The following is a 24,485-nucleotide window of genomic DNA, read 5'->3' on the forward strand; positions in this document are numbered from 1 at the left end:
GAAGCGACCGAATGGGCCGCGCGCGTCGTCAGGCCTTGCCGTGGAACAGCTCGCGGCCGATCAGCATGCGGCGGATCTCGTTGGTGCCGGCGCCGATCTCGTACAGCTTGGCATCGCGCAGCAGGCGCCCGGCGGGGAACTCGTTGATGTAGCCGTTGCCGCCCAGCGACTGGATCGCCTCCAGCGCCACTTTCACCGCATTGGTCGAGGCATTGAGCAGGCAGGCAGCAGGGTCGACGCGCGACTTCACGCCGGTGTCGAACTGCTGCGCCACCATGTAGGCGAAGCCGCGCGAGGACTGCAGCGCGGTGTACATGTCGGCCACCTTGGCCTGCATCATGCCGAAGGTGCCGATCGGCGCATTGAACTGCTTGCGTTCCCGCACGTAGGGCAGGGTGAGGTCCAGCGCCGCCTGCATCAGGCCGATCGGGCCGCCGGAGAGCACCAGGCGTTCGGTGTCTAGGCCGCTCATCAGCACGCGCACGCCTTCGTTCACCTCGCCCACGATGTTCTCTACGGGGATCGCGCAATCCTCGAACACGAGTTCGCAGGTGTTGGAGCCGCGCATGCCGAGCTTGTCCAGCTTTTGCGCGGTGCTGAAACCCTTCATGCCCTTCTCGACGATGAAGGCGGTCATGCAACGGCTGCCGGCCGCACGCGGCGCGGTGCGCATGTAGACCAGCAACACGTCGGCGTCGGGGCCGTTGGTGATCCACATCTTCGAACCGTTGGCGACCCACACGCCGTCCTTCAGTTCGGCCTTGCAGCTCATCGAGCCCACCACGTCGGAGCCGGCGCCCGGTTCGCTCATTGCCAGCGCGCCCACGTACTCGCCCGAGCACAGCTTGGGGATGTACTTCCTGCGCTGCGCCTCGTTGCCGTTGTGGAAGATGTTGTTGACGCACAGGTTCGAGTGCGCGCCGTAGGACAAACCCACCGAGCCCGACGCGCGAGAGATCTCCTCCATCGCCACCATGTGCGCGAGGTAGCCCATGCCGGTGCCGCCGTACTCGGTCGGGATGGTCACGCCGAGCAGGCCCAGCTCGCCGAACTTGCGCCACAGGTCGGCGGGGAACAGGTTGTCGTGGTCGATCTGCGTGGCGCGCGGCGCGATTTCCTTCTCCGCGAAGGCGTGCACGGTGTCGCGCAGCAGATCGATTTCTTCACCGAGCGGGAAGGGGCGCATGGACGGCATTCCAGGGGGATCGGGATGTGAATGATAACGTGGCGGCGACGCTGCAGGCTTGGTGGCGAAGACAGCCGGGGCGCGAAACGGAAACGCCGGCGCATGGCCGGCGTTTCCGTTCATCGGGTTTTGGGCAGCGCGACGCTCAGGGCAGCTTGACGAGCTTGGCTTTCAGCGCGACGCCGGACATCAGGAAGCCCCGGTGGCATTCATAGTTCTGGCCGTCGCGGTATTCGGTGTCGTTGTAGTTGCTGACGATGTCCGTCACGGCATTGGCGCCCGCCTGCTTGGCCAGGTTGTGCAGGTAGATGAGGTCGGTGGCGAGCACGTGGTTGCAGGTTTCCTCGTCGCTCTTGCCGAAGGCATTGGTCTTGCGGTTGATCGTGACATTGTCGTTGACCACGGTGCCATGCGGGCCGGTGCCGGCCAGGTAGAACTTCACGCTGTCGTCGATCAGGCCGGCCTTCTGGGCTGCCGCGACGCCGCTTTCGAACGACAGGTGGACCACCTTGTCGCTGGCCATGGCGGCAGCCGGAGCGGCCAGGAGCAATGCGGCAAGACCGAGGGTGAGTGCTTTCATGCGTTTCTGTCTCCTTGGGATGGACGGGCTGGATGGACTCGCTGGATCAATCCGGGTGGACAACGGCCATGCCGGGGCTTTGAACAATGCACGGGCCCGGCATGCAGCCATGGGCCGCCGCGTCAGCACAGGCCGCCATTGACGGCGAGTACCTGACGGGTGATGTAGCCGGCTTCCGGACTCACCAGGAAGGCCACCGCGGCGGCGACCTCCTCCGGCGTGCCGGCGCGTTGCGCTGGGATGGCCTTGAGGATTTCCTCCACCGGCACGTCGGCGTCGAGCATGTCGGTGTCGATCAGGCCCGGCGCCACGCAATTCACGGTGATCTTCCGCTTGGCCAGTTCCACGGCCAGCGCCTTGGCTGCGCCGATCACGCCGGCCTTGGACGCGCTGTAGTTGACCTGGCCACGGTTGCCGATCAGGCCAGACACCGAGGTGATACAGACGATGCGGCCCGGCGCGCGGCGGCGGATCATCGGCATCACCAGCGGGTGCAATACGTTGTAGAAGCCGTCGAGGTTGGTGCGCAGCACGCGGTCCCAGTCTTCGTCGGTGAGCGCGGGGAACGCGCCGTCGCGGGTGAGTCCGGCGTTGCACACCACGCCGTAGGGCGCCCCGTGCCGTTCCGCGTCCGCTTCCAGGGCGGCACGGCAGCCCGCGCGATCAGCGATGTCGAACTGCAGCACGCGCGCGGAGCGCCCCATGCGTTCGATTTCCGCGCGCACCGCTTCTGCCTCGTCGCGCTTTGCGCGGCAATGCAGGACGAGGTCGTGGCCGGCCTGCGCCAGCCGCAGCGCGATCGCACGGCCGATGCCGCGGCTGGAGCCGGTGACCAGGATGCTGTCAGCCATGGCTTGGTTCCGATGCAGGGGATGGGGACTTGCCGTCTTGAAATGTGCCGTCCTGGAACAGGGCGCTGGCGTCGGGCGGGCTGAACACGGTGAGCCGTGCCTCGGCCAGCACGCCGGGCGCTTCGATGCGGCAGGCGAACACGCCCATGCCGCCGTCGTCATGGAAGTCGCGGCGCGCCTCGATGCGCAGCTCGCTGTCCGGCTCGAACGCGACGACGTTGCAGGTGTAGTGGCGGGTCCCGAGCAGGAAGCCCAGGCGCACCGGTTCGCCCGCTGCCTTGGCCTGGCAGCCGGCCCAGGCGGCGATGGCCTGCGCCATCAGCTCCACGCCCATCCACGCCGGCAGCTTGCCGTCGGCGTCGTGGAACAGGCCGCCCGTGGGCACCCGGCGGATGCACAGCGCGTGCTCGGGGCCATGCTCCAGCACCGCGTCGAGCAGGATCATCTCGCCCGCGTGCGGCAGCAGTTCGGCGATGGGCCACGCTGTCATGCGGCGTCTCCCAGGATCAGGCAGGCATTATTGCCGCCGAAGGCGAAGGAGCTGCTCATCAGGCGGCGAGGCTTGTCGTCCGGCAGTCGCGCTCCGGTCTCGACGAAGCGCAGCGCGGGCAGCGCGGGATCGGACATGCCGTCCCACAACTGCGGCGGCAACCGGCCGTCGCGCAGGCTGAGCCAGCAGAACGCGGCTTCCAGCGCACCGGCGGCGGCCAGCGTGTGGCCGGTGAGCGGCTTGGTCGACGAGCAGGGCACGCCGTGCGGAAACAGTGCAGCTACCGCCTGCGCCTCCATCGCGTCGTTATGCATGGTAGCGGTGCCGTGCAGGTTGAGGTAATCGATGTGCGCCGGTTCCAGCCCGGCCTGCGCCAATGCAGCGCCCATCGCCTGTCGGGCGCCCAGGCCATCGGGGTCGGGTGAGGACATGTGGTACGCATCCGAGCTCGCCCCCGCACCGAGCAACTGCACGGGGCCATGTTCGCGCGTCATCAGGAACAGCGCCGCGCCCTCGCCGATATGGATGCCGCGACGCTCGCGCGAGAACGGATTGCAGCGCGCGGAATCCATCGCGCCCAGCGCATGGAAGCCGTTCAAGGGCAGCCGCGCCAGGGTGTCCACGCCGCCGCAGATCACCGCATCGCAGAGATCGGCCCGCAGCAGCCGCTGCGCACTGATGAGGGCACGTGCCCCGGCGGTGCAGGCGGTGGAGATCGCATAGCAGGGGCCGGCCAGATCCAGCCATTCGGCGAGGAACTCGGCGGGGCCGGCCAGCTCCTGGTGCGCGTAGCGGTAGTCCGCTGGCCACGTGCCGTGCTGCCGACACGCGGCCAGGCCGTGCGTGGCTTCCTCGATGCCGCCGGTGCTGGTGCCCAGCACCACGCCGACGCGCGCGCTGCCGTGGGCCGCGACAGCCGCGCGGATCTCCGTTTCGATTTCCCGGGCCGCGGCCAGCAGCAGGCGATTGCAGCGATTGTCGCGCGTGGCCGTCAGCGGTTCGGGGATGGCGGGCAACGGTGCGCGCACCGCACCCAGCGGCGGCACATGGCCGGGAATCCAGCCGTCCTCCCTGTGCAGGCCGTGCTCCGCGCCGGCGAACAGCGCCTCGGCCACCGCAGGCTTGCCCGTGCCCAGGGAGCAGACCACGCCCAGCGCGTTCAGGAAGCTCGCGTTCATGCCTGCGCCGGCTTGCGGGCAGCCACGTTCACCAGGGTTTCCTCGCGCTGGCCCGGCGGTGGCGGGGCGCGCAGGCCCCAGCGTTCGAGCAGGCCGAAGTCCTTGGCGCGGCTCCACCACAGGTAGGGCAGGGAGACGTTTGCGTCGTCGAACACGAAGCCCTGCGCGCGCAGCATCGCAAGGTAGCCGTCCGCGCTCTTCTGCACGTGCATCGGGTGGCGGAAGAACCAGCGGATCACCCAGCTGTCGATGTAGGCCTTGGTGGACTCGGCGAATAACAACCAGCCGCCGGGTTTCAGCACGCGCCAGAATTCGCCTAGGGCGCATTCCTGCTCGACCAGGTGGTGGAAGGTCTGGTGGCAGAAGAGCACGTCCACACTGGCGTCCGGCAGGTCGATGCGCGCGCAGTCGGAGGCGATCAGCTCCGCGGCTATGTCTTCGCGCTCCGCCTCGGCGCGCGACAGCGTGAGGCTGTGCGGATCGGCATCCAGTCCGATCATCCGGTCCGGCGCGAAGGCCGCCTGCAGCAGCCGGAACGACTTGCCTTGGCCGCAGCCGGCGTCGAGCAGCACGCCGCCGCGCGGCAGCGGCTCGCCGAGCAGGCGTTTCAGGTCGTTGATCGCCACGCGCAGCACGTGGTGCTGCCAGGTATGGGTGGCGAGAAAGCGGAAACCCAGGCGGGTCTCTTCGACGTAGGTAGGACTGGCGTAGGTCATAAGCTTCATTGATCTTCGCGATCACGGATGATCGATGGAATTGGAACAGTGCAGCCCACGATGGCCGTCCGTTTGATCCCTGCGATCATGGAACACCCGAAATACACTGCTCGACTGCGTCGACGAAGACGGACGGCGAGACCAACTGCATCGCGCCGTCGGCAAGCCGCACCGCCACCTGCACGGTGCTGGCGCGGGTGAGGCACTCGCCGCTGGCGGCGTCGCTGAGTAGGTAATGGATCTTCAGGCGGTTCTGCCATTCGACCAGGTCGGCGCGCAGCACGAGGCGCTGACCGAAGCGCGCGGCGCGGGCGTAGCGCAGCTGCAGGTCGATCACCGGCCACACATAGCCGGATGCCTTCATCTGCGCGTAGTTGTGGCCGATGCGGTCGAGCAGGGCGCAGCGGGCGACTTCCAGGTATTTCACGTAGTGGCCGTGCCACACCACGTCCATCGAGTCGACGTCGAAGAACGGCACGGTGATCTCGGTGTCCACATGCAGCGCGCCGCGGCTACGCATCGGTACTTTCCCAGTACGGATAAAAATTGAACCACTGCTGCGGCGCCAGCAGGCACCACTGTGCGAGGCGGTCGGCGTAGCGCTGTGCCCAGCCGGCGATGGTGGCGTCGCGCTGGCCGCGCTGCCAGGCCGGTGTGTCGAGGAAGCGCTCCAGCCGGATCTCGTAGCGGCCGTCGATCTTCAGGCAGCACATCAGGTTCACCGGGCAGCCGAGCAGGCCGGCCAGCAGCCACGGTCCCTGTGCGAACGCAGCGGATCGGCCGAGGAAGTCCACCGTGACGCGGCGGCCGTCGTGCAGCGGCACGCGGTCGCCGGCCATCGCCAGCCACTCGCCGCGTTCGAGGCGCTGCGACAGGTCGAGCATCAGCGCAGCGTCCAGCTCGCTCACCTGGATCAGCCGCATGCGCTGCTCGCCCGCCTCGCCGAGCAGGCGATTGAGGTGCGCCACATGGTGCGTGTGCACCAGCACGTTCAGCGGCACCTGTTCGCCGAGTTCGGCCAGTGCGCGGCAAACGTCGAGGTTGCCCAGGTGCGTGCCGACCAGCAACTGGCCGCGGCCGCCGTGGCGGGTCGCCAGCAGCTGCGCGCGCAGTCCGTCGGAATCGAGCAGGCGCACCTGCTCCAGCCGCAGCGCGCCGCGCCACACGTCGAGGCGGTCCAGCAGGCAGTCGGCGAAGGCCATGAACTGTGCGAACACGCGGCGCGGGGTGGGTTGCAGATCGGAGCGGCCGCTCCACGCGGCGAGTCGCTCCAGGTACTCGCGGATGCTGTGCCGTGCGCGGCGTCCGGTGAGGAAGAAGTACAGCACGATCAGGTGCAGCAGCGGCGACAGCAGGCGCCGGCCGCAGTTGCGGGCCACGAAGGCGGTGAAGCGCATCAGCAGCAGGTTGCCGCGCTCGCGCTGGGCGGACCAGTGTCGCCGCGTGGCCAGTTGCGCCTCGCTCATACGCGCGGTTCCAGCACGAGGCGGCCGGAGGAGTATGTCACTTCGCCCTCGCGGTAGGCGAAGTGCAGCTTGCCGCGTACGCGGTCGTGGCGCAGCGTGAGCGTCGCCCGGTCGCCCGGCCGCAGCAGGCGCTGGAACTTCAGCGCTTCCATCTCGCGGCATTGCGGCGAGGTGCCCAGATGCGACGCGGCCAGCTGCAGCGCCCAAGCGACTTGCGCTGCACCGGGCAGCACCGGCGCCTGCGGGAAGTGGCCGGGGAAGTAATCGAGATCCACGGGTACCACGAGCTGGAGCGTGCATCCGTCGTCGTCGCGACGCTCGTCGAGGATCATCGGGGCGGTGCGTGTGTTCACGCGTTCACCCGCAGCCGTTTGCGCAACAACCATTCGCCCACGAACAATGGACCCATGATGAAGTACACCAGCAGACCGTTGTACAGCGTCCACCACTTCAGCGGTGCCCACAACGTGAGCGCGGCCGACACCGCGGCGTTGAACACGAAGAAACCCACCCACACCCAGGTGACCTTGCGCGTGTAGGGAATCGCCGCGTCAGGCAGCTCCGGTTCGCGCACGCGGGCGATGCGCTCCACCACCGGCGGCCCATAGACCAGGCTCAAGCCGAAGGTGAGCAGCAGGAACAGGCTGATGAGCGTGGGATACCAGCGCAGCAGCGAGGATTCGCCGCTGACGCCCAGCAGGGCGCAATAGGCCAGCGCCACGATCAGCATCCAGCGGCCGCCGGGCTCGCGCAGCAGGAACGGTGCGCGCAGCAGCCACGCCGCCGCCAGCACCAGCGCGAACACGTGAGGCGGTATCGTTTCCATGCCGAAGTAGACAAGAAACGGATACAGCACGCCGATCAGCGGCAGCAGGATCTTGATCAGTCTGCGCATACGGCCCGCTGGCTGGCGACGAAGGCGGCAAGGCTGGCCACGCTGGCGAAGTGGTGGCGGGCGTCCTTGTCGTCCGAGGCGATGCGGATGTCGTAGTGCTTCTGCAGCGCCAGCGCCAGTTCCAGTGCGTCCACCGAATCCAGCCCCAGCCCGTCGCCGAACAACGGCTGCGACGGCGGGATGTCCGCGGCGGCGAGGTCTTCCAGATTCAATGTGTCGATGACGAGCTGGGCGATCTCCAGCTCCAGTGCGCTGTGGGCAGGTGCATTCACGAGGCGGCGAGCTCCCTGAGGAAGAGGTGGTGCAGATGGTCGTTGAGCTGGCGTGAGGCGATGGGTGCGGGGGCGTCGGTGCCGAACAGGGCAGGGTCGATGTCGGCGCCCACGCGCAGGCGCGCGCGGAAGCGGCAAACCGGGATGTGGTACCAGGGCGTGCCCTTGGTCAGCGTGGGCGGGTCAACCGTGATGAATACCGGCGTCACCGTGCGTGCGCCGCGCAGTGCGATGGCCGCCGCGCCGCGGTGGAACCGTGGTGGCCGCCCCGGCACGGTGCGTGTGCCTTCGGGAAACACGATCAGGCACTGTCCCTCGCGCAGTACGTCGGCGGCGCGCTCGAGCATGTCCATGCTGCCGTCGTTGCCGATGTACTGCGCGGTACGCACCGGGCCGCGCGTGCAGGGGTTGCCGAACAGGCTCTGCTTCACCACGCAGTTCGCGTCGCGGATCTGCGAGACCAGGAACACCACGTCGATCAGCGAGGGATGGTTCGCCACCACCAATTGGCCGGGGCGGCCCAGCCGTTCGGCGCCCTCGATCTCGAAATCCAGCACGCGGGTGCGGTACATGAACTGCACATGCAGGTGGAAGGCACGGCTGATCGCAGCCCGTGCACGCCGCCGCCGCGTGATGACGTCGCCGGGCAGGCAGGCCAGCAGCGGCAGGATCAGCACGCGCAGCAGCAGACCGCCGAGGCCGAACAGCACGAAGCTGGCCCCGGTGGCGACCAGACGCCAGGCCCAGGCGTCGCGGCGTTGGTTCAGCGGATACGTTGCCAGTTCCATCGGCGTGTCTTCCAGGTGTGTTGAAACGTGTTTTCGCCAGCAAGCAGAGCGCGCACGAAATCCAGCGCATGCGGCCAGGCGCAGGGTGTCGCGCCGTCGCCGCGTGCCTGTTCCAGCCGCCAGTCGCTGCCTGCGGATGTTGTCGCGTCGGTTTTCCCCAGTCGCAGTGCCACAGCATAGGAGAACGGCACATCCGCAATCCACTGCGCGTAGGCAGGCGGCGGCAGCTCCTCGGCCACCACCACCAGTGCCGACGGCGCGCCGGCGGCCAGCTGCAGCACACCTTCCAGCAGCGCGTGTTCGAAGGTGTCGGCCTCGCCGGCGATCGCCGCGGACTCGCCGCGCTGGCCGCGCAGGATCGACCACTGGCCCGCGATCGCGTTGTGTACCGAGAGGCCGAACTGGGTGGGTGAGAGCGGCTGCCCGTCGACGATGTCGGAGAGCAGGGTCAGCGTCTGTGGTGTTTCGCCGTGGCGCGAGCCGAACACGAAGGGCAACTGTTCGCCCTCGCCACAGAGCGGCCACGCGGTCTCCAGCGTCATCCGCGCCAGCCGGCCCAGCCGGCGTCGCTGCAGGGCGGGCAGGAAGCCGCAGGCCGGCTGCGCCTGTGCATCGTCGGGCATGGCGTGCGGCGCACGCGCCCAGTCCTGCCAGTCCGCCGTGCTTTCCAGCCCCGGCGCCCAGGCACGCCAGTCTTCGACTCGAAAAGCGATCATGCGGCGACCTCCGCGTGGCGGCGGAACAATAGCGTCGCGCAACTGCCGCCGAAGCCGAAGTTGTTGCTGAGCGCAGCATTGATGCGCTGCACGCGGTTCGCGGCGAGCAGCGGCGCGTCGGCGAAGACAGGATCAGGATCGTCCAGTGGCGCGCCGGCGGCGAGGAAGTCGTGCTCCAGCATCAGCAGGCAGGCGATGGCGTCCAGCGCACCCGCGGCGCTGGGCGCGTGGCCGAGCAGACCCTTGATCGAGGAGAGCGGCGGCACCGCCGCACCGCGTTCGGCGAACACGCCGGCAATGGCCTGCCATTCGGCAAGGTCGCCCTGCGTGCCGCAGGCGTGCGCATTGATGTAGTCGGGCAGTGTGCCGGCCCGCTCCAGCGCCTGGCGCAGCGCGCGGGCGATGCCGTCGGCGCCGGTGACGACCATGTTGGCTGCATCGGTGCTGCTGCCGTAGCCGGCCAGTTCCGCGAGCACGCGTGCGCCGCGTGCGTGCGCATGCTCCAGCGATTCCAGCACCAGCAGGCCGGCCCCTGCTGCGAGCGCGAAGCCGTCGCGCCCGCGATGGAACGGGCGCAGGGCGCGCATCGGCTCGGCCTGTGGCGACAGCGCGCCCATCGCATCGAACCACATCGCGGTGCTGGGGTGCAGTTCCTCGGCGCCGCCGGCGATCACCACGCTCTGGCGCCCGAGCTGGATCAACTCCATCGCATGGCCAATCGCATGGGCCGAACTGGTGCAGGCCGAGCTGATCGTGTAACTGCTGCCGCCGACGCCGAAGGCCTGGGCGAGGCCGGCCGACAACGCGCTGCTCATACCGCGGGGCACGAGGAAGGGCGACAGTTTCGCGATGCCATGGACGCGATGGTTCTGCAGCGCCTCCTCATGTTCGCTGAGCGCCGCACCGCCGCCCAGCACCAGGCCGCAATCGGCCTCGGCGAGGCGCGCGACTGGCAGGCGGGCCTGCGCCAGCGCTTCGTTCGCCGCGTGCCAGGCATACAGCGCCGGGGATGGAAGGAAGCGGCGCAGCTTGCGCGGCGGCTCCGGTGGTAGTGCCGCCTCGTCCACCGGGCCGCCCACGCTGCCGCGCATGCCGAGCGCGGTGAAGGTTTCCATGCGACGCAGGCCGTGGCGGCGCGTGCGCAGCGCATCGAGCAGGGCGGAAGTGCCGGCACCCACGCAGCTCACCGCACCCATGCCGGTGACCGCCACGCGTGGCAGGCCATTGGCGTCGCGCCACCGCATCAAGCAACCGCCTTGAAGATCAGCGAGGTGTTGATGCCGCCGAAGGCGAAGTTGTTGTTCATCACCACGTCGGTGGCGATGCTGCGGCCGGTGCCGGTGAGATAGTCCAGCTCGGCGCAGTCGGATGCGCGTTCATCGAGGTTGAGCGTGGGCGCGAACCAGCCATCGCGCATCATCGCGATCGCCCACCACGATTCCAGCGCCCCGCAGGCGCCCAGGGTATGACCCACGTAGCTTTTCATCGCACCGACCGGTACGCGCGTGCCCAGTACCTCGGCGGTGGCGTGGCTTTCGGCGACGTCGCCGCGATCGGTGGCGGTGCCGTGGGCGCTGACGTAGCCGATGGCGCCGGCCGGCAGCTGCGCGTCGTCCAGCGCCAGGCGCATCGCCACCGCCATCGTTTCGGTGGTGGGCTGGGTGATGTGGGCACCGTCGGAGTTGCAGCCGAAGCCGACCACCTCCGCGTAGATCGTGGCGCCGCGCGCCTTGGCGTGTTCGTATTCCTCCAGCACCAGGGTGGTGGCGCCTTCGCCGACGACGAGGCCGTCGCGCTTCGCGTCGAACGGGCGCGGCGTGAGCTGCGGCTCGTCGTTGCGCGTGCTGGTGGCGAACAGCGTGTCGAACACCGCAGCGCCGGGGCCGGAGAGTTCCTCGGCGCCGCCGCACAGCATCAGCTGCTGCTTGCCGTAGCGGATCGCCTCGTAGCCGTAGCCGATCGCCTGGCTGCCCGAGGTGCAGGCGCTGGATGTGGGAATGACGCGGCCCCGCAGGCCGAAGAACACGCCCACGTTCACCGCCGTGGTATGCGCCATGGTCTGGATGTAGCTGGTAGCGGTGATGCCCTGCATCGAGCCGGTCTCCAGCATGCGTCCCACCACGCGCACCGGTTCCACGCTGCCGCCGGAGGAGCCGTAGGCCACGCCCATGCGGCCGTCCCGGACCGACGCGTCGTCGAGCAGGCCGGCGTCACGCAGTGCGTGTTCGCTGGCGGCCACCGCGAGCTGCGAGACGCGGCCCATCGAACGGGTCTTCTGACGCGGCCACGGCGGCGGCACGAAATCGTCCACCGGGCAGCCGAGGCGGCCGTTCAGCGCATCGAAATAATCCCATTCGTGCATGCGCCGCACCGCGTTGCGGCGTTGGCGCAGGCGTTCTGAAATCGTGGTCCAGTCGTGGCCCAGCGGCGTGATGCCGCCCATGCCGGTGACGACGACGCGTTTCATGCGTGCGACATCCTTGTGGTGGAACGTGTGGTCGTGGCGGCTGCCCGGCTCGCCGGCACCAGCAGCGCGGTGAAGCCGATGCCCAGGAGCAGGGTGAGACCGAAGTCGCGCAGCGCGGGCAACGAGCTCAACGACAGCAAGCCGAAGGAGAGCAGGGCGGTGAGCGCGGAAAGCAGCACGCTGGCGTACATCGCGCCGGGCCGGTCGGCGCTGTGCGGTTCGCCCTCGTGCAGGAACACTGCATAGTTCGCGCCCACGCCCAGCACCAGCATCAATGCCATCCAGTGGAACAAGGTCAGCGGCTGCCCGAGGTAGCCGAGCGCGGCCAGCGTGAGTGCGATGCCCAGCACCGGTGGCGCCAGCACGCGCGGCGCGCGCGTCCAGCCGTAGCGCCAGCCGAACACCGGCACGATCAGCAGCACTGCTGCGAGCAGCCACACGCTGGCATAGCCGCGATAGCGGCCGAACAGGGCGGATACGCTGGCCGGCTTGTCCACCAGTTGCACGCCGGGCAGGCCGTCGGCGACATGCGCGAGCAACGCATCGTTGTCGCTGCCCTGCGGCAGCACGAGCGAGGCGCAGCCCTGCGGGTTGCAGCCCATCCACAACTGGCGGAACGGGCTGGACAATGGGGTCTGCATCCACTTGTCCAATTGCAGCGGCGCACCGGGCCACGCGGCGAGATAGGCATCGATGGCGGCCGGGCGGAAGCCGGCATCGGCCAGGGCGTGACGCAGGCGTGCGGGATCGTCGAACAGGCGGCCGAGCAGGGCGTGATCCCGCGCCTGCCGTGCCTGCGAAGGCACCATGCCGGCCAGTCCCAGCCAGCCTTCCAGCTTGCCGTCGTCGACCAGTTTCTGCAGGCGCGTCTCCAGCGCTTCCTCGCGCTGCAGGGTCTGCTCGCCGTCCTTGCCCTGCACCAGATAGAACTGGCTGCCGTTGCCCAGCCCGGTGATCTCGCGGATCTGCGTTTCCTGTGCGATGAGCGCGGGCGGCTGGGCGATCAGGCGATGCACGTCGTCGTCGTGGCGCAGCCGCATCCAGCCGGGCAGCGCGACCAGCAGCAACAGCAGCGCCATCAATGCGCCCCGCCAGCCGTGCGACGGTTTGGCCAGCATTTGTTGCAAGGCCCGTGCGCCACGCACCAGCACGCCCGTCATCGGTTTCGAGGGACGTTGCAGCAGGGCAGGCAGCAGCCAGAACACGCTCAGGCAGGCGGCGCTCATGCCGCTGATCGCGAATACCGCCATCTGCCGCAGCGCGGGGAACGGCACCAGCCCCAGCAGCGCATAGCCCAGCAGCGAGGTGGCCAGTGCCAGCAGCAGGGCAGGGCGTACCTGGCGCAGGCCGGTGCCGGCCTGCCAACGCGTGCCGGCGTTGGCCCGCGCACTCAGGTACTGGATCGAATAGTCCACCGCTTCGCCCAGCAGCGCTGCGCCGAACACCAGGGTGAGCAGGTAGATCTTGCCGAACACCAGCAACGCGACGGTGGTGGCAGCCGTCACGCCCACCGCGGTGGAAAGGAAGGCGAGCAGCAGCGGCCCGGGCGAACGGAACACGCCGAGCAGGAGCAGGGCGATGCCTAGCGAGGAGATCCAGCCCACCATGTGCACGTCGTGTTCGGCGCCGCTGCGTGCGGCGGCGGCGTAGAACACCGCGCCGGTATGCAGCATCCGGGTGCCGGGATAGTCGCGTTCGATCTGCGTTTCCGCCTGATGCAAGGCGCCCAAGGCGCGGTGCTGCACGCCGTCGTCGTAGGACGAACCGTCCAGCGTGGCGGTGACCAGCACATACGTGGCCTTGTCGCGATGGGCCACCAGCAGGTCGTCTTCCGGCAGCAATGGCGAGCGGCTCCACGGCTGCTGCGCCAGCCAGTGCTGCAGCCAGCCGAAGGGATCGTCGGCGAGCGGCACGCCCACGCCGGTGAGGAAGGGCTCGTTGAGCCGTTGTGCCAGCGCCTGGTCGGGGGCGTATCCCGGCTGCGCGAGTGCGTCGCGGTCGGCGTCAGCGAGCAGCCACGCGCGATGCGCCAGGTAAGGCGCGAGCATCTGCTGCAGATCGAACGGCGGCAGTTCGGTGGTCACCGAGCCGAACACCTTGTGCGCGGCCAACGCCTTGCCCAGCGCACGGGCGGCATCCTTGGCACGTACGTCGTCGTCGTTTTCGAGCAGCAGCACCATGCGATCGCCGTTGGCGTGGGCCAGACGCTCCACCGCGGCCTCGGCCAGCGGGTTCTGCTCGGTGGTCGGCAGCATCGCCAGCAGGTCGGTCTGGATCGGCAGCGGACCACGACCGAACAGCAGGTAGGCCCCCAGTGCGGCGAACAGCAGGGTGGCGACGGCGAACAGGCCGGCGCGCAGCTTGAGCGTTCGCGGCGTCATGGCAGGCCAAGCGCGCGCTTTTCCAGCGCGTCGGTCGCGCCGGCATCGCGGGTATGGGCGAAACGGATCTCGGTGCGGGAGCCGTCCTGCATGGCGATGGTGATGCCTTGCAGATAGTCGTTGCCTTCCAGACTGATGCTGTCCAGCACGTGCGCCACGCGCTCCTGTTTGGGCACGAAGCGCAATGTCCACTGCGCGGGCGTGCCGTTGGCCTCGACGCGGAACTGGCGCAGCGCTTCGTCCATCTTGCCGCCCAGCATGCCTTGCAGCATCTGCGAGACCTGGCTGACGCCGCGTTCGCTGCGCATGGGTTGGGCCGTGCCGTCCGCGTCGATGCGCGCCGTGCGGCTGCCGGTGAGCGCCAGGGTTTCCTGGTAGGGCGAAACGGTCTGCCACAGCATGCCGTGGCCCAGCACGAACAGCAGGCGCCCTTCGCTCACCTGCGGCTTGTCCAGCGCGGGATTGCTGCGAGTCTGGGTGAAATCGGCGCGTACCGCGGCGTGCCGGCCCAGCTCGGTCAGCACGTCCTGCAGCAGAGGGGCGTCCGCCTGGGCATGGGCGAACGGTGCGAGGCAGCAAAGCAGCAACAGGGCGATCAGTCGACGCATGCGTTTTCTCTGCGGAAACGGCGCCACAACAATTGCGGTGCCCGGGGTAGCATGCCAAGCAAGAGCCGGGTATGCATCGCCGAGATGCGCAGGTTGTCGCGAAACATCCGGAAGTGGGACAACCCGTTGGTCGGATAGATCACCCGGGTCGGCACGTTGACGACCGGCATGCCGCGCCAGACCAGACGCACCGCGGTCTCGGTGTCGAAATCCATGCGTGCGGGCAGCGGCTTGCGCGCTATCTCGGCGCAGGTGGCTGCGAGCGGGTACAGGCGGTAGCCGCACATCGAATCGCGGATCGCCAGCGACAGGGTTTCCAGCCACACGCAAACATGGGTGACATAACGTCCGTACAGCCGTGCCCGCGGCACGCTGGCGTCATAGACCGGCGCGCCGCAGACCAGGGCCCGCGGTCGGGCACGGCCGGCGTCGAGGAAGCGCGGCACGTCGGCGGTGTCGTGCTGGCCGTCGGCGTCGATCTGCAGCGCGTGGGTATGACCGGCCTCGCGCGCGGCGAGCAGCCCCGTGCTGAGCGCGCGACCTTTGCCCTGGTTGTGCGGCAGCCGCAGCAGGCGCACGCCGTCGGTGTCCTGCGCCAGCGCATCGAGCGCCCTGCGCGTGGCGTCGTCGCTGCCGTCGTCGACGATCAGCACGGGCAGGCCGTGCGCGCGCAACGCCTGCACGGTACCCGCGATGGTGCTGCCGTGGTTGTAGATGGGGATCAGCGCACAGGGGGCGAAGCGGTCGTGGGCGTTGTCCGGCATGGCCGGACTCAGCGTTCGAGCAGGCAGCGCACGGTACCTACCACGTCGCCCACGGTACGCACGCTCTTGAAATCCTCCGGCTTGATGCGCATGCCGGTCATTTCCTGCACCTGGATCGCCAGATCCACCGCGTCGATGCTGTCCAGGCCGAGGTCGGTGAACAGGTGGGCGGACGGCGTGACGCGCGCCGGATCGATCTCGAAGGTGCCGTGCAGCACGTCGCGCAGACGCTCGAGGATGTCCGTATCGCTAATGTCGGCTGCCAGGATGGTGCTCATATCGCGTTCTGCTCTTGTTGTTCCGTATGTGTCGTGACGCCTTCCGGGGCGGTCGTTCCGCGTGAGATGGTCGTGCGTCGGTGCAATGCTCGGCTGGCCGGCATCGTAGATGCCAGTCTTCCCTACGAGGCGGTTCCCCTGTTGCGCATGCCGCAGGACCGGCACGCCACTGTCGCAAGATAGTGTAGCAAACCCCTGCGGCGGGCCGGATATGAAGGAAGGCAGGGCGGCAGCAAAGAGGCCGCCTTTCGGCGGCCTCTCGCGGGAACCGGAACCGGCCCGGAATCCGTGCAGGTTTACTGGCCGCGCATGCGACCCTGGAAGCGGGTGCCGCCGTTGCCCATGTGCGGCAGCTTGATCTTGCCGATCGAGTTGATGCGCTCCTCGGCGAGACGATCGGCAGCCTTGTAGGTGGGCACGCCCTGGGTCTTGCTGATCTCGAAGATGCGGCCCAGGTTGTAGTAGATCGTGCGCATCATGCGCATGGCGCGCTCGCGGTTGTAGCCGTCGATTTCCAGCGACACGTTCATCACGCCGCCGGCGTTGACCGCGTAATCCGGCGCATACAGCACGCCGCGGCGCTGCAGCTCGTCGCCGATGGCGTCGGTGGCCAGCTGGTTGTTGGCCGCGCCGCAGATGATCTTGGCCTTGATGCGGTCGATGGTCTGCTCGTTGACGGTGCCGCCCAGCGCGCAGGGCGAGTAGACGTCGGCGTCCACGTCGTAGATCTCGTCCAGGCCCACGGCCTCGCAGCCCAATTCGTCGACGCAGCGCTGTACGGCTTCCTTGTTGATGTCGGTGACGAACACCTTGGCGCCCTGCTCGCGCAGCAGCTTGATGAACTCGCTGCCGACGTGGCCGCAGCCCTGCACGGCGAAGCTGTACTTGCCCACGTCCTCGTTGCCGTGCTTGAAGTTCAGCGCGGCCATCAGGCCCTGCAGCGTGCCGAAGGCGGTGAACGGCGACGGGTCACCCGAGCCGCCGTGCACCTGATGCACGCCGGTCACGTATTCGGTCTCGCGGAAAACGTATTCCATGTCGTTGACGTCGATGCCCACGTCCTCGGCCGTGATGTAGCGGCCGTTGAGCGAGTTGACGAAGCGGCCGAACGCGCGGAACAGCGCCTCGGACTTGTCCTTGCTGGGATCGCCGATGATGACGGCCTTGCCGCCGCCCAGGTTCAGGCCAGCCACGGCGTTCTTGAAGGTCATGCCGCGCGACAGGCGCAGCACGTCATTCACCGCTTCCTGCTCGGTCTTGTACGGCCACATGCGCAGGCCGCCGAGCGCGGGGCCCAGCACCGTGTTGTGGATCGCGATGATGGCCTTCAGGCCGGCGTCCTTGTTGTGGCAGAAGACGACTTCTTCGTGACCCGTGTTGGCGATGGTTTCGAAAATCATTGGTACGGCGACTCCATGGAGAGGTGCCCGGAGGCATCCAGGAATGGCGGCATCTGGCGATGGCCGCCGGGGGACTGCAACGACACGGCCTCATCGCCCCGAACGAATCGGCGCGACGAACCAAGTCGAACATTCTAATACGCCGATCCGCACGCGCCGTGCGGCGACGCAGCACGACAGGTCTGCAGCTGCGCGCAAATTCTGAATGCCAAATGAATGATTCCGGTCGGGATGAATGTCTTTCAGGCGCGGTTGCGCATTGGACCAGTGAGGGGAATTCCCGGCGGCGCCATTCCGGCCGCGCAGGGGGCCAGGCTCGACCGGAATCCGGGTGCATGCGAGGCCATCGCGCGCGTCCGTCTTCCCGCGGCAATCGCGTGCAGGGAAAGCCGACACCTCAGCATCCAGGCAGTACCTACGGTCCCGGGAGACTACGCATGGCCAAGCAGAGCAGTCAGAAGTTCATTGCGCGCAACCGCGCGCCGCGTGTGCAGATCGAGTACGACGTCGAGGTTTACGGTGCGCAGAAGAAGGTGCAGGTGCCGTTCGTGATGGGCGTGATGTCCGACCTGTCCGGGACGAACAACGCGGAGTTGCCGCCGATCGAAGATCGCAAGGCGCTTGAGATCGATGTGGACAACTTCGACAACCGCCTGCAGTCGATGAAGCCGCGCGTTTCCTTCGCCGTGCCGAACACGCTCACCGGCGAAGGCAACCTCAACGTCGACATCAGCTTCGAAAGCATGGACGACTTTTCGCCCGCCGCGGTGGCCCGCAAGGTGGGCGCGGTAGCCAAGCTGCTGGAAGCGCGTACCCAGCTCGCCAACCTTGGCACCTACATGGACGGTAAGGCCGGCGCGGAGAAGCTGATCGCGCAGGCCATCAACGACCCGGCGCTGCTGCAGTCGCTGGTGTCCGCAGCCAAACCCGGCGACGCCGGCAAGGACGGGGAATAAACCATGGCAACCGAGAAACTGGCCGAACAGGGCGGCGAAGTCCAGACCCTGGTACCCGACGATTTTGCAGCGCTGCTCAGCAAGGAATTCAAGCCGAAAAGCGATCGCGCCAAGGAAGAGGTGGAGTCGGCCGTCCGCACGCTTGCGGAGCAGGTGCTGAACAAGGCTGACATCGTCTCCGACGACGTCACCCAGACCATCAACGCCTATGTGGCCGAGCTGGATCGCAAGATCAGCGAGCAGCTGAACCTCATCATGCACCATGCGGATTTCCAGAAGCTGGAAAGCGCCTGGCGTGGCCTGCACTACCTGGTCAATAACACCGAGACCGATACGCAGCTCAAGATCCGCGTGATGAACATCTCCAAGAAGGAGCTGGGCAAGACGCTGAAGCGCTACAAGGGCACGGCGTGGGACCAGAGCCCGATCTTCAAGAAGATGTACGAGGAAGAGTACGGCCAGCTCGGCGGCGAGCCCTATGGCTGCCTGATCGGCGACTACTACTTCGACCACAGCCCGCCGGACGTGGAGCTGCTGGGCGGTATCGCGCAGGTGGCAGCGGCCGCGCACGCGCCCTTTATCGCCTCGGCCAACCACACCCTGATGGGCATGGACAGCTGGAGCGAGCTGGCGAACCCGCGTGACCTGGCCAAGATCTTCTCCACGCCCGAGTACGCCGCGTGGCGCTCGCTGCGTGAATCGGACGACGCCAAGTACCTTGGGCTGGCCATGCCGCGCACGCTGGCGCGCCTGCCCTATGGCGCCGCCACCGACCCGGTGGAGGAATTCGATTTCGAGGAAGACACTTCGGGTGCCGACTCGTCCAAGTACACTTGGCAGAACGCCGCCTATGCGATGGCGGTGAACATCAACCGCTCGTTCAAGGAATACGGCTGGTGCTCGCGCATCCGCGGTATCGAATCGGGCGGCGCGGTGGAAGGCCTGCCGGTGCATACCTTCCCCAGCGACGACGGCGGCGTGGACATGAAGTGCCCCACCGAGATCGCCATCACCGACCGTCGTTCGGCCGAGCTGGACAAGATGGGCATGATGCCGCTGGTGCATCGCAAGAACTCGGACATGGCTGCCTTCATCAGCGCGCAGTCGCTGGCCAAGCCGGAGGAGTACGACGATCCGGATGCCACCGCCAATGCGGCGTTGAGCTGCCGTCTGCCGTACATGTTCGCTTGCTGCCGCTTCGCGCATTACCTGAAGTGCATCGTGCGCGACAAGATCGGTTCGTTTGCCAGCCGCGAGTCGATGCAGAGCTGGCTGACCAACTGGGTCATGCAGTACGTCGACGGCGATCCGACCAACTCCAGCGAAGAAACCAAGGCGCGCAAGCCTTTGTCGGCGGCTGAAGTGGTGGTGGAGGAAGTGGAGGGTGCTCCGGGTTACTACACCTCGAAGTTCTTCCTCAAGCCGCATTACCAGTTGGAAGGCCTCACTGTGTCGTTGCGGCTGGTGTCGCGCCTGCCGTCGGCGGCTAAGGCCTGACGGCCCTCCGCATGGCGCGACCGTTCATGCGGTCGCGCCCATCGGGTTCGAGAGGGGGAAGGCCGATGCCACCGGGTATCGGCAACGCACTGTGCATCGTCTGCGCGACATCGCGATGAAGACGGCGACGGGCGTGTGGTAACCGGCGGGACTGGCCCGGCCGGTCGGATCAATTCATCAACAGGCGATCGAGGAGAAGGTTCATGGCATTCGACATGCATATTAAGTTCGAAGGCGGCAGCGTCGCCGTCAAGGGCGCGTCCAACCACAAGAAGCACAAGGGCGAAGTGCCGATCCTGGCTTGGTCGTGGGGCGTGAGCAACAGCGGCGACCTGCATTCCGGCGCAGGTTCGGCCAGCGGCGGCAAGGCCCACGTGCAGGATATTTCCATCACCAAGTATGTGGACGGCTGCTCCAACGCGCTGTTGCAGTGCTGCGCCACCGGCGCGCGCGTTGAAAAGGCCACGCTGTACGTGACCAACGCCACCGGCGAGCAGACCGACTTCCTCACCATCGAGCTGAGCGAAGGTGTGCTGGTGACCTCCGTGTCCACCGGCGGCAGCGGCGGCGAAGACCGCCTCACCGAGAACGTCACACTGCACTTCGGCAAGTTCAAGTACTCGTTCCAGCCGCAGGACGACAAGGGCGGCAAGGACGGCGGCACGAAGGACTTCACCTACGACATGCAGCAGGTCGCGAAGGGCTGAGCCTGAAGCGGTCCCTTGCAGTGCCTTCGTTCCTTCCATCCCCTACAGGCTTCGGTGTGCAGATGATTCCGGAAAACATGCTGAAAGAAGGCCGGTTGGACGAGGCGCTGCAAGGCTTGACCGCGCAGGTGCGTGGCAACCCCGCGGACGCGAAGGCGCGGGTGTTCCTGTTTCAACTGCTGGCCCTGCTGGGCCAGTGGGAGCGGGCGCAGAACCAGTTGAAGGTGAGTGGCGAGCTCGATCCGCTCAACACCATCATGGTGGAAGCCTACGGACGTGCGCTGGCTGGCGAGCTGGATCGTCAGCAGGTGATCGCCGGTACGCGTTCGCCCGTGGTGATCGGCGAACCCGCGCAATGGCTGGCGCTGTTGCTGCAGTCGCTGAAGCTGCAGGCCGAAGGTCGGCACATGCAGGCGCAACCCTTGCGCGAACAGGCTTTTGAACAGGCCGAGGCCGTAGGCGGTGAGATCGACGGCGCGCCGTTCGAGTGGATCGCGGACGCCGACTCGCGCTTCGGGCCATGCCTGGAAATGATCGTCAACGGCGGCTATGCCTGGGTGCCGTTCACGCGCCTCAAAAAGCTGGAATTCGAGGCCCCCACCGACTTGCGCGACAAGGTGTGGGCGCCGGTACAGATAACCTGGAGCAACGGCGGCCAGGCGATTGGCTTCGTGCCGAGCCGTTACCCCGGCACCGAGCGCGCGCAAGACAGCGAGCTGGTGTTGGCACGCCGCACCGACTGGGCCGACCTCGGCGACGAATGCTTCGCCGGCTCGGGTCAGCGCATGCTGGCCACCGATGCCGGCGATTATCCGCTGTTGGACATCCGTCGCATCACGTTCAACGCGGCCTGAAGCCATGGCCGAGCTCACCACGCAGGAACGTCTGCAGCCGTCGCTGCTCGACCGGCTCACCGACGACGAGCCGGGCAAGGCCGACGAGAGCCGCGAGAAGCGGGTGATTTCGGCCACGCGCCTGCGCGACTGTGTCACGCGCGACATGTCCTGGTTGCTCAACTGCGTGAACCTGCGTGCCGACGCCGAGCTGGCGGACTACCCGGAAGTGGCGAGTTCGGTGCTCAATTTCGGCATTCCGGACCTTACGGGTGCAGCGCTGTCCGGCATCAAGGCCGAAGTGCTGCAGCGCCAGGTGCGCGAAGCCATCCTCGCGTTTGAGCCGCGACTGACGCCCAGCACGCTGCACGTCACCGTGCAGTCGGACGACAAACATATGGATCGCCAATCGCTGGTGTTCAACATCGCCTCGGAGATGTGGGCGCAGCCGATTCCGCTGAATCTCTATCTCAAGACCGCAGTGGATCTGGAGACGGGCCGCTTCAACGTGTCGGAGAGCTTCGGCTAAGAGCCTGCCCATGGATCCGCGCCTGCTCCGCTATTACAACCGCGAGTTGCAGCACGTCCGCGAGATGGGCGGCGAGTTCGCGCGCGAATACCCGAAGATCGCCGGCCGCCTCGGCCTGGAGGGCTTCGAATGCGCGGATCCCTACGTCGAGCGGCTGCTGGAAGGTTTTGCCTTCCTCGCGGCCCGCATCCAGCTCAAGCTTGACGCACAGCATCCGGTGTTCACCCAGCACTTGCTGGAGATGATCTATCCGCATTACCTCGCGCCGGTGCCTTCGATGGCGGTGGTGCAGCTGAATCCGGACACCAAGGAGAGCGCGCTGGCGGCTGGTCCGGTGGTGGCGCGGCAGACCGCCTTGCGTGGACTCACTGGCCACGACGAGCGCACCGCTTGCGAATACCGCACCGCGCATGACGTCACGCTCTGGCCGCTGGAACTGGCGGAAGCCAAGTATTTCGAAACGCCTGCGGCGCTGGCCGCTGCCGGCATACCGCTGCCGTCGGATCGCGTCGTGCGCGCCGGCTTGCGCCTGAAGTTCACCGTCACCGCCGGCGCGCAAGCGAACATGCTGGCGTTGGACGAATTGCCGCTGTTCATCGCCGGTACCGACGAATTGCCCAAACGCCTGTACGAGCAACTGCTTGGCAACGGGGTGGGCTACCTGGTGCGTACGCCGGGTGCCAGCGGTCTGGTCAGCGAGTTTTTCGACGCCCGCGGCATCCGCGACAAGGGATTCGCCGACGACGAGGCCCTGCTGCCGTATACCGACCGCTCGTTCAGCGGCTATCGCCTGCTGCAGGAATACTTCGCCTGCCCGGAGCGCTTCCTGTTCGCAGTGTTCACCGGGTTGCGCTCGGTGCTGGCGCGTTCGCAAGCCTGCGAATTCGAGATCATCACACTGTTCGACCGCAGCGTGAGCCGGCTGCACAACGCGGTGGACGCGAGCAACTTCCGGCTGTTCTGCACGCCGGCGATCAACCTGTTCCCGCGCCGGGCCGATCGCATCCACTTGCAGCAGGGCAAGACCGAGTACCACATCGTCGCCGACCGCACCCGGCCGATGGATTTCGAGATCCACAGCGTCGCCGACGTCGAGGGCTTCGGTGACAGCCAGGAGCCGGAACAACGTTTCCAGCCGTTCTACGGCAGCGACGAGCGCACCTGGCACAACCGCACGGCGGCGTTCTACACCACCCGGCGCGAGCCGCGCCTGCTGTCCGCCCGCCAGCGCCTGCGCGGTGCGCGCTCGAGCTACGTGGGCAACGAGGTTTTCATCTCGCTGGTCGACGCCAACGACGCGCCGTATGCGTCGCAGCTGCGACAGCTCGGCATGCGCCTGCTGTGCACCAACCGCGATCTGCCGCTGCAGATGCCGGTGGGCAAGTCGCACACCGATTTCACGCTGGATACCGGCGCACCGGTGGCGTCGGTTCGCTGCGTGGCGGGCCCCACCAAGCCTCGCGCGTCGACCGCCACCGGCGAAACCGCATGGCGGCTGATCAGCCACCTGCAGTTGAATTACGTTTCGCTGCTCGGCGACAGCGGCGAGGACGGTGCGGCGGCACTGCGCGAAATGCTCACGCTGTACTGCGACGAGTTCGACGCCGGAGCGCGCCGGCAGATCGAGGGCGTCAAGGCCGTGGCTGCGCAACCGGTGGTGCGGCGCATACCGATACCGGGGCCGATCAGCTTCGGTCGCGGACTGGAAATCACGCTGACCTGCGACGACGGCGCCTTCGAAGGCACTGGCGCCTTCCTGCTTGGCGCCGTGATGCAGCATTTCTTCGCGCGGCACGTTTCGGTGAATTCCTTCACCGAGACCGTGCTGCGCACCCTGGAACGCAACGAGGTGGCCCGATGGCCGGCACGGCTCGGCAAGCGCCAGATCCTGTAGCGCTGGAGCGCGCGCTGCGGGAACAGCCGGAGGGCTTCGAATTCTTCGAGGCGCTGCGCCGGCTCGAATGCGCGCATCCCGACAGGCCGCGGCTGGGCGAGTCGGCCAAGCCGTCGGAAGACGCCGTGCGCCTGTGCCACACGCCTTCGCTGGAGTTTTCGCCGCGCGCGGTGGATCGCTACGAACCCGCGGCCGGCGGTCGGCCGCCCCGCCTGCACGGCCTGTTCCTCGGCTTGTTCGGGCCGAACGGGCCGTTGCCGCTGCACCTCACCGAATATGCGATCGATCGCCGGCGCAATGCGAAGGATCCGACCCTCGTTGCGTTCGCCGACATCTTCCATCACCGCATGCTCAGCTTGTTCTACCGCGCCTGGGCCAGCGCGCAGCCCACCGTGCAGCTCGATCGCCCGGGCGAGGACCGCTTCAGCCTGTACATGGGCGCGCTGGTGGGGCTTTCCACGCGCGGGCTGGAAGGGCGCGACGCGATGCCCGACCAGTACAAGCGCTTCTTCGCGGGCCGCCTGCAGGCGCAGGCGCGCAATGCCGAGGGACTGGGCAGCCTGCTGGTGCATTTTTTCGGCATCCCGGTGCGCGTGGTCGAGTTTGTGGCGAGCTGGATGCGCCTGCCGCGCGAAGCCCACCTGCGGCTGGGGAGCTCACCCGAAGTGGCCGGCCTGGGCCGCACCGCGGTGATCGGCGAATACGTGTGGGGGTCGCAGCAACGCTTCCGTCTGCGCCTTGGGCCGCTCACCCGCGCGCAGTTCAACAACTTCCTGCCTGGCGGTGAAGCGTTGCGTCAGTTGGTGGCAGCGGTGAAGACCTACGTGGGCGAGGAAAAGGCCTGGGACGTGCAGCTGGTGCTCAAACGTGCCGAGGTGCCGAGCACCAAGTTGGGGCTGGGTGGACGCATGGGGCTTACCACCTGGATCGGCGAGCCGCGCAGAGATGCGGATGCGGACCATGTGATTTTGCGGCCGGTCGGGTAGGGCGGCCATCGATGTCGTTTTCTTGAAATTCCATTACCCCGACGTCG

The 24,485-nt window shown here is 67.5% G+C and carries 27 protein-coding genes; 7 read left to right on the forward strand and 20 right to left on the reverse strand.

Annotation, left to right across the window (positions count from 1 at the left end; all coding sequences use genetic code 11):
- Positions 1 to 28: 28 nt before the first annotated feature.
- From ISP25_RS20040 to ISP25_RS20135, 20 genes are all read right to left on the reverse strand, one after another.
- Complete coding sequence (locus ISP25_RS20040; protein ID WP_192156212.1) at positions 29 to 1,186, reverse strand: isovaleryl-CoA dehydrogenase; 1,158 nt, start codon at positions 1,184 to 1,186, stop codon at positions 29 to 31.
- A 145-nt stretch (positions 1,187 to 1,331) separates the two neighbouring features.
- Positions 1,332 to 1,766, reverse strand: coding sequence for an excinuclease (locus ISP25_RS20045; protein WP_192156210.1), 435 nt, complete (start codon positions 1,764 to 1,766; stop codon positions 1,332 to 1,334).
- 122 nt (positions 1,767 to 1,888) lie between these two features.
- Positions 1,889 to 2,617 (reverse strand): 3-oxoacyl-ACP reductase FabG, encoded by a 729-nt coding sequence (fabG, locus tag ISP25_RS20050; RefSeq protein ID WP_404616154.1) that lies wholly within the window; start codon positions 2,615 to 2,617, stop codon positions 1,889 to 1,891.
- Complete coding sequence (locus tag ISP25_RS20055) at positions 2,610 to 3,107, reverse strand: ApeP family dehydratase (RefSeq protein ID WP_404616155.1); 498 nt, start codon at positions 3,105 to 3,107, stop codon at positions 2,610 to 2,612. The genes fabG and ISP25_RS20055 overlap by 8 nt, the downstream gene beginning before the upstream one ends.
- Positions 3,104 to 4,285: a beta-ketoacyl-ACP synthase gene (locus ISP25_RS20060; protein WP_404616156.1), complete on the reverse strand. Its 1,182-nt coding sequence runs from the start codon at positions 4,283 to 4,285 to the stop codon at positions 3,104 to 3,106. Before ISP25_RS20060 ends, ISP25_RS20055 begins: the two co-directional genes overlap by 4 nt.
- The gene (locus tag ISP25_RS20065; protein ID WP_404616157.1) at positions 4,282 to 5,010 is read right to left on the reverse strand and encodes a class I SAM-dependent methyltransferase; all 729 of its coding nucleotides are present in this window, start codon (positions 5,008 to 5,010) and stop codon (positions 4,282 to 4,284) included. The genes ISP25_RS20060 and ISP25_RS20065 overlap by 4 nt, the downstream gene beginning before the upstream one ends.
- A 76-nt stretch (positions 5,011 to 5,086) precedes the next feature.
- On the reverse strand, positions 5,087 to 5,521 hold the full coding sequence (locus tag ISP25_RS20070) for an acyl-CoA thioesterase (RefSeq protein ID WP_404616158.1): 435 nt from the start codon (positions 5,519 to 5,521) through the stop codon (positions 5,087 to 5,089).
- Complete coding sequence (locus tag ISP25_RS20075; protein ID WP_404616159.1) at positions 5,514 to 6,467, reverse strand: LpxL/LpxP family acyltransferase; 954 nt, start codon at positions 6,465 to 6,467, stop codon at positions 5,514 to 5,516. The genes ISP25_RS20070 and ISP25_RS20075 overlap by 8 nt, the downstream gene beginning before the upstream one ends.
- On the reverse strand, positions 6,464 to 6,820 hold the full coding sequence (locus tag ISP25_RS20080) for a 3-hydroxyacyl-ACP dehydratase FabZ family protein (protein ID WP_404616160.1): 357 nt from the start codon (positions 6,818 to 6,820) through the stop codon (positions 6,464 to 6,466). Before ISP25_RS20080 ends, ISP25_RS20075 begins: the two co-directional genes overlap by 4 nt.
- Entirely contained in the window at positions 6,817 to 7,362 is a 546-nt protein-coding gene (locus ISP25_RS20085) for a COG4648 family protein (RefSeq protein WP_192156198.1), read from the reverse strand. The genes ISP25_RS20080 and ISP25_RS20085 overlap by 4 nt, the downstream gene beginning before the upstream one ends.
- Positions 7,350 to 7,634 carry a phosphopantetheine-binding protein gene (locus tag ISP25_RS20090; RefSeq protein ID WP_192156196.1) on the reverse strand — a complete coding sequence of 95 codons (285 nt, stop codon included), beginning with the start codon at positions 7,632 to 7,634 and terminating at the stop codon, positions 7,350 to 7,352. The genes ISP25_RS20085 and ISP25_RS20090 overlap by 13 nt, the downstream gene beginning before the upstream one ends.
- On the reverse strand, positions 7,631 to 8,422 hold the full coding sequence (locus tag ISP25_RS20095; protein WP_404616161.1) for a lysophospholipid acyltransferase family protein: 792 nt from the start codon (positions 8,420 to 8,422) through the stop codon (positions 7,631 to 7,633). Before ISP25_RS20095 ends, ISP25_RS20090 begins: the two co-directional genes overlap by 4 nt.
- A complete protein-coding gene (locus tag ISP25_RS20100; RefSeq protein ID WP_404616162.1) occupies positions 8,398 to 9,138 on the reverse strand; it encodes a beta-ketoacyl synthase chain length factor in 741 nt (246 codons plus the stop codon). The genes ISP25_RS20095 and ISP25_RS20100 overlap by 25 nt, the downstream gene beginning before the upstream one ends.
- Complete coding sequence (locus tag ISP25_RS20105; RefSeq protein ID WP_404616163.1) at positions 9,135 to 10,382, reverse strand: beta-ketoacyl-[acyl-carrier-protein] synthase family protein; 1,248 nt, start codon at positions 10,380 to 10,382, stop codon at positions 9,135 to 9,137. The genes ISP25_RS20100 and ISP25_RS20105 overlap by 4 nt, the downstream gene beginning before the upstream one ends.
- The gene (locus tag ISP25_RS20110; RefSeq protein ID WP_192156188.1) at positions 10,382 to 11,605 is read right to left on the reverse strand and encodes a beta-ketoacyl-ACP synthase; all 1,224 of its coding nucleotides are present in this window, start codon (positions 11,603 to 11,605) and stop codon (positions 10,382 to 10,384) included. The genes ISP25_RS20105 and ISP25_RS20110 overlap by 1 nt, the downstream gene beginning before the upstream one ends.
- Entirely contained in the window at positions 11,602 to 13,986 is a 2,385-nt protein-coding gene (locus ISP25_RS20115) for an MMPL family transporter (protein WP_404616164.1), read from the reverse strand. Before ISP25_RS20115 ends, ISP25_RS20110 begins: the two co-directional genes overlap by 4 nt.
- Entirely contained in the window at positions 13,983 to 14,594 is a 612-nt protein-coding gene (locus tag ISP25_RS20120) for a LolA family protein (protein ID WP_404616165.1), read from the reverse strand. The genes ISP25_RS20115 and ISP25_RS20120 overlap by 4 nt, the downstream gene beginning before the upstream one ends.
- Complete coding sequence (locus ISP25_RS20125) at positions 14,582 to 15,358, reverse strand: glycosyltransferase family 2 protein (protein WP_404616166.1); 777 nt, start codon at positions 15,356 to 15,358, stop codon at positions 14,582 to 14,584. Before ISP25_RS20125 ends, ISP25_RS20120 begins: the two co-directional genes overlap by 13 nt.
- 8 nt (positions 15,359 to 15,366) lie before the next feature.
- Entirely contained in the window at positions 15,367 to 15,636 is a 270-nt protein-coding gene (locus ISP25_RS20130) for an acyl carrier protein (protein WP_404616167.1), read from the reverse strand.
- Between the two features lie 296 nt (positions 15,637 to 15,932).
- A complete protein-coding gene (locus ISP25_RS20135; RefSeq protein ID WP_192156180.1) occupies positions 15,933 to 17,036 on the reverse strand; it encodes a Glu/Leu/Phe/Val dehydrogenase in 1,104 nt (367 codons plus the stop codon).
- 437 nt (positions 17,037 to 17,473) lie between these two features.
- Between ISP25_RS20135 and tssB the strand changes: the two genes are divergently transcribed.
- From tssB to tssG, 7 genes are all read left to right on the forward strand, one after another.
- Positions 17,474 to 17,992 (forward strand): type VI secretion system contractile sheath small subunit, encoded by a 519-nt coding sequence (gene tssB, locus ISP25_RS20140; protein ID WP_192156178.1) that lies wholly within the window; start codon positions 17,474 to 17,476, stop codon positions 17,990 to 17,992.
- Positions 17,993 to 17,995: 3 nt separating this feature from the next.
- On the forward strand, positions 17,996 to 19,489 hold the full coding sequence (gene tssC / locus ISP25_RS20145) for a type VI secretion system contractile sheath large subunit (protein WP_192156175.1): 1,494 nt from the start codon (positions 17,996 to 17,998) through the stop codon (positions 19,487 to 19,489).
- Between the two features lie 203 nt (positions 19,490 to 19,692).
- Entirely contained in the window at positions 19,693 to 20,196 is a 504-nt protein-coding gene (locus ISP25_RS20150) for an Hcp family type VI secretion system effector (RefSeq protein ID WP_192156174.1), read from the forward strand.
- Between the two features lie 62 nt (positions 20,197 to 20,258).
- The gene (locus ISP25_RS20155; RefSeq protein WP_404616168.1) at positions 20,259 to 21,050 is read left to right on the forward strand and encodes a type VI secretion system accessory protein TagJ; all 792 of its coding nucleotides are present in this window, start codon (positions 20,259 to 20,261) and stop codon (positions 21,048 to 21,050) included.
- A 4-nt stretch (positions 21,051 to 21,054) separates the two neighbouring features.
- Positions 21,055 to 21,558: a type VI secretion system baseplate subunit TssE gene (tssE, locus tag ISP25_RS20160; protein ID WP_192156170.1), complete on the forward strand. Its 504-nt coding sequence runs from the start codon at positions 21,055 to 21,057 to the stop codon at positions 21,556 to 21,558.
- 10 nt (positions 21,559 to 21,568) lie between these two features.
- Positions 21,569 to 23,452: a type VI secretion system baseplate subunit TssF gene (gene tssF / locus ISP25_RS20165; RefSeq protein WP_404616169.1), complete on the forward strand. Its 1,884-nt coding sequence runs from the start codon at positions 21,569 to 21,571 to the stop codon at positions 23,450 to 23,452.
- Positions 23,416 to 24,438, forward strand: a complete 1,023-nt coding sequence (gene tssG, locus ISP25_RS20170) for a type VI secretion system baseplate subunit TssG (protein WP_192156162.1) — start codon at positions 23,416 to 23,418, stop codon at positions 24,436 to 24,438. The genes tssF and tssG overlap by 37 nt, the downstream gene beginning before the upstream one ends.
- Positions 24,439 to 24,485: the final 47 nt, after the last annotated feature.

The sequence above is a fragment of the Rhodanobacter hydrolyticus genome, from assembly GCF_044904645.1.

What these genes read in the sequence shown, in the direction of transcription:
- tssC (WP_192156175.1), top strand. Translation starts at nt 17,996, where the DNA reads ATGGCAACCGAGAAACTGGCCGAACAGGGCGGCGAAGTCCAGACCCTG.
- ISP25_RS20125 (WP_404616166.1), bottom strand. Translation starts at nt 15,358, where the DNA reads ATGCCGGACAACGCCCACGACCGCTTCGCCCCCTGTGCGCTGATCCCC.
- tssG (WP_192156162.1), top strand. Translation starts at nt 23,416, where the DNA reads ATGGCCGGCACGGCTCGGCAAGCGCCAGATCCTGTAGCGCTGGAGCGC.
- ISP25_RS20070 (WP_404616158.1), bottom strand. Translation starts at nt 5,521, where the DNA reads ATGCGTAGCCGCGGCGCGCTGCATGTGGACACCGAGATCACCGTGCCG.
- tssB (WP_192156178.1), top strand. Translation starts at nt 17,474, where the DNA reads ATGGCCAAGCAGAGCAGTCAGAAGTTCATTGCGCGCAACCGCGCGCCG.
- tssE (WP_192156170.1), top strand. Translation starts at nt 21,055, where the DNA reads ATGGCCGAGCTCACCACGCAGGAACGTCTGCAGCCGTCGCTGCTCGAC.
- ISP25_RS20065 (WP_404616157.1), bottom strand. Translation starts at nt 5,010, where the DNA reads ATGAAGCTTATGACCTACGCCAGTCCTACCTACGTCGAAGAGACCCGC.
- ISP25_RS20100 (WP_404616162.1), bottom strand. Translation starts at nt 9,138, where the DNA reads ATGATCGCTTTTCGAGTCGAAGACTGGCGTGCCTGGGCGCCGGGGCTG.
- ISP25_RS20115 (WP_404616164.1), bottom strand. Translation starts at nt 13,986, where the DNA reads ATGACGCCGCGAACGCTCAAGCTGCGCGCCGGCCTGTTCGCCGTCGCC.
- ISP25_RS20155 (WP_404616168.1), top strand. Translation starts at nt 20,259, where the DNA reads ATGATTCCGGAAAACATGCTGAAAGAAGGCCGGTTGGACGAGGCGCTG.
- tssF (WP_404616169.1), top strand. Translation starts at nt 21,569, where the DNA reads ATGGATCCGCGCCTGCTCCGCTATTACAACCGCGAGTTGCAGCACGTC.
- ISP25_RS20040 (WP_192156212.1), bottom strand. Translation starts at nt 1,186, where the DNA reads ATGCGCCCCTTCCCGCTCGGTGAAGAAATCGATCTGCTGCGCGACACC.
- ISP25_RS20105 (WP_404616163.1), bottom strand. Translation starts at nt 10,382, where the DNA reads ATGCGGTGGCGCGACGCCAATGGCCTGCCACGCGTGGCGGTCACCGGC.
- fabG (WP_404616154.1), bottom strand. Translation starts at nt 2,617, where the DNA reads ATGGCTGACAGCATCCTGGTCACCGGCTCCAGCCGCGGCATCGGCCGT.
- ISP25_RS20150 (WP_192156174.1), top strand. Translation starts at nt 19,693, where the DNA reads ATGGCATTCGACATGCATATTAAGTTCGAAGGCGGCAGCGTCGCCGTC.
- ISP25_RS20075 (WP_404616159.1), bottom strand. Translation starts at nt 6,467, where the DNA reads ATGAGCGAGGCGCAACTGGCCACGCGGCGACACTGGTCCGCCCAGCGC.
- ISP25_RS20045 (WP_192156210.1), bottom strand. Translation starts at nt 1,766, where the DNA reads ATGAAAGCACTCACCCTCGGTCTTGCCGCATTGCTCCTGGCCGCTCCG.
- ISP25_RS20135 (WP_192156180.1), bottom strand. Translation starts at nt 17,036, where the DNA reads ATGATTTTCGAAACCATCGCCAACACGGGTCACGAAGAAGTCGTCTTC.
- ISP25_RS20130 (WP_404616167.1), bottom strand. Translation starts at nt 15,636, where the DNA reads ATGAGCACCATCCTGGCAGCCGACATTAGCGATACGGACATCCTCGAG.
- ISP25_RS20060 (WP_404616156.1), bottom strand. Translation starts at nt 4,285, where the DNA reads ATGAACGCGAGCTTCCTGAACGCGCTGGGCGTGGTCTGCTCCCTGGGC.
- ISP25_RS20095 (WP_404616161.1), bottom strand. Translation starts at nt 8,422, where the DNA reads ATGGAACTGGCAACGTATCCGCTGAACCAACGCCGCGACGCCTGGGCC.
- ISP25_RS20055 (WP_404616155.1), bottom strand. Translation starts at nt 3,107, where the DNA reads ATGACAGCGTGGCCCATCGCCGAACTGCTGCCGCACGCGGGCGAGATG.
- ISP25_RS20085 (WP_192156198.1), bottom strand. Translation starts at nt 7,362, where the DNA reads ATGCGCAGACTGATCAAGATCCTGCTGCCGCTGATCGGCGTGCTGTAT.
- ISP25_RS20120 (WP_404616165.1), bottom strand. Translation starts at nt 14,594, where the DNA reads ATGCGTCGACTGATCGCCCTGTTGCTGCTTTGCTGCCTCGCACCGTTC.
- ISP25_RS20110 (WP_192156188.1), bottom strand. Translation starts at nt 11,605, where the DNA reads ATGAAACGCGTCGTCGTCACCGGCATGGGCGGCATCACGCCGCTGGGC.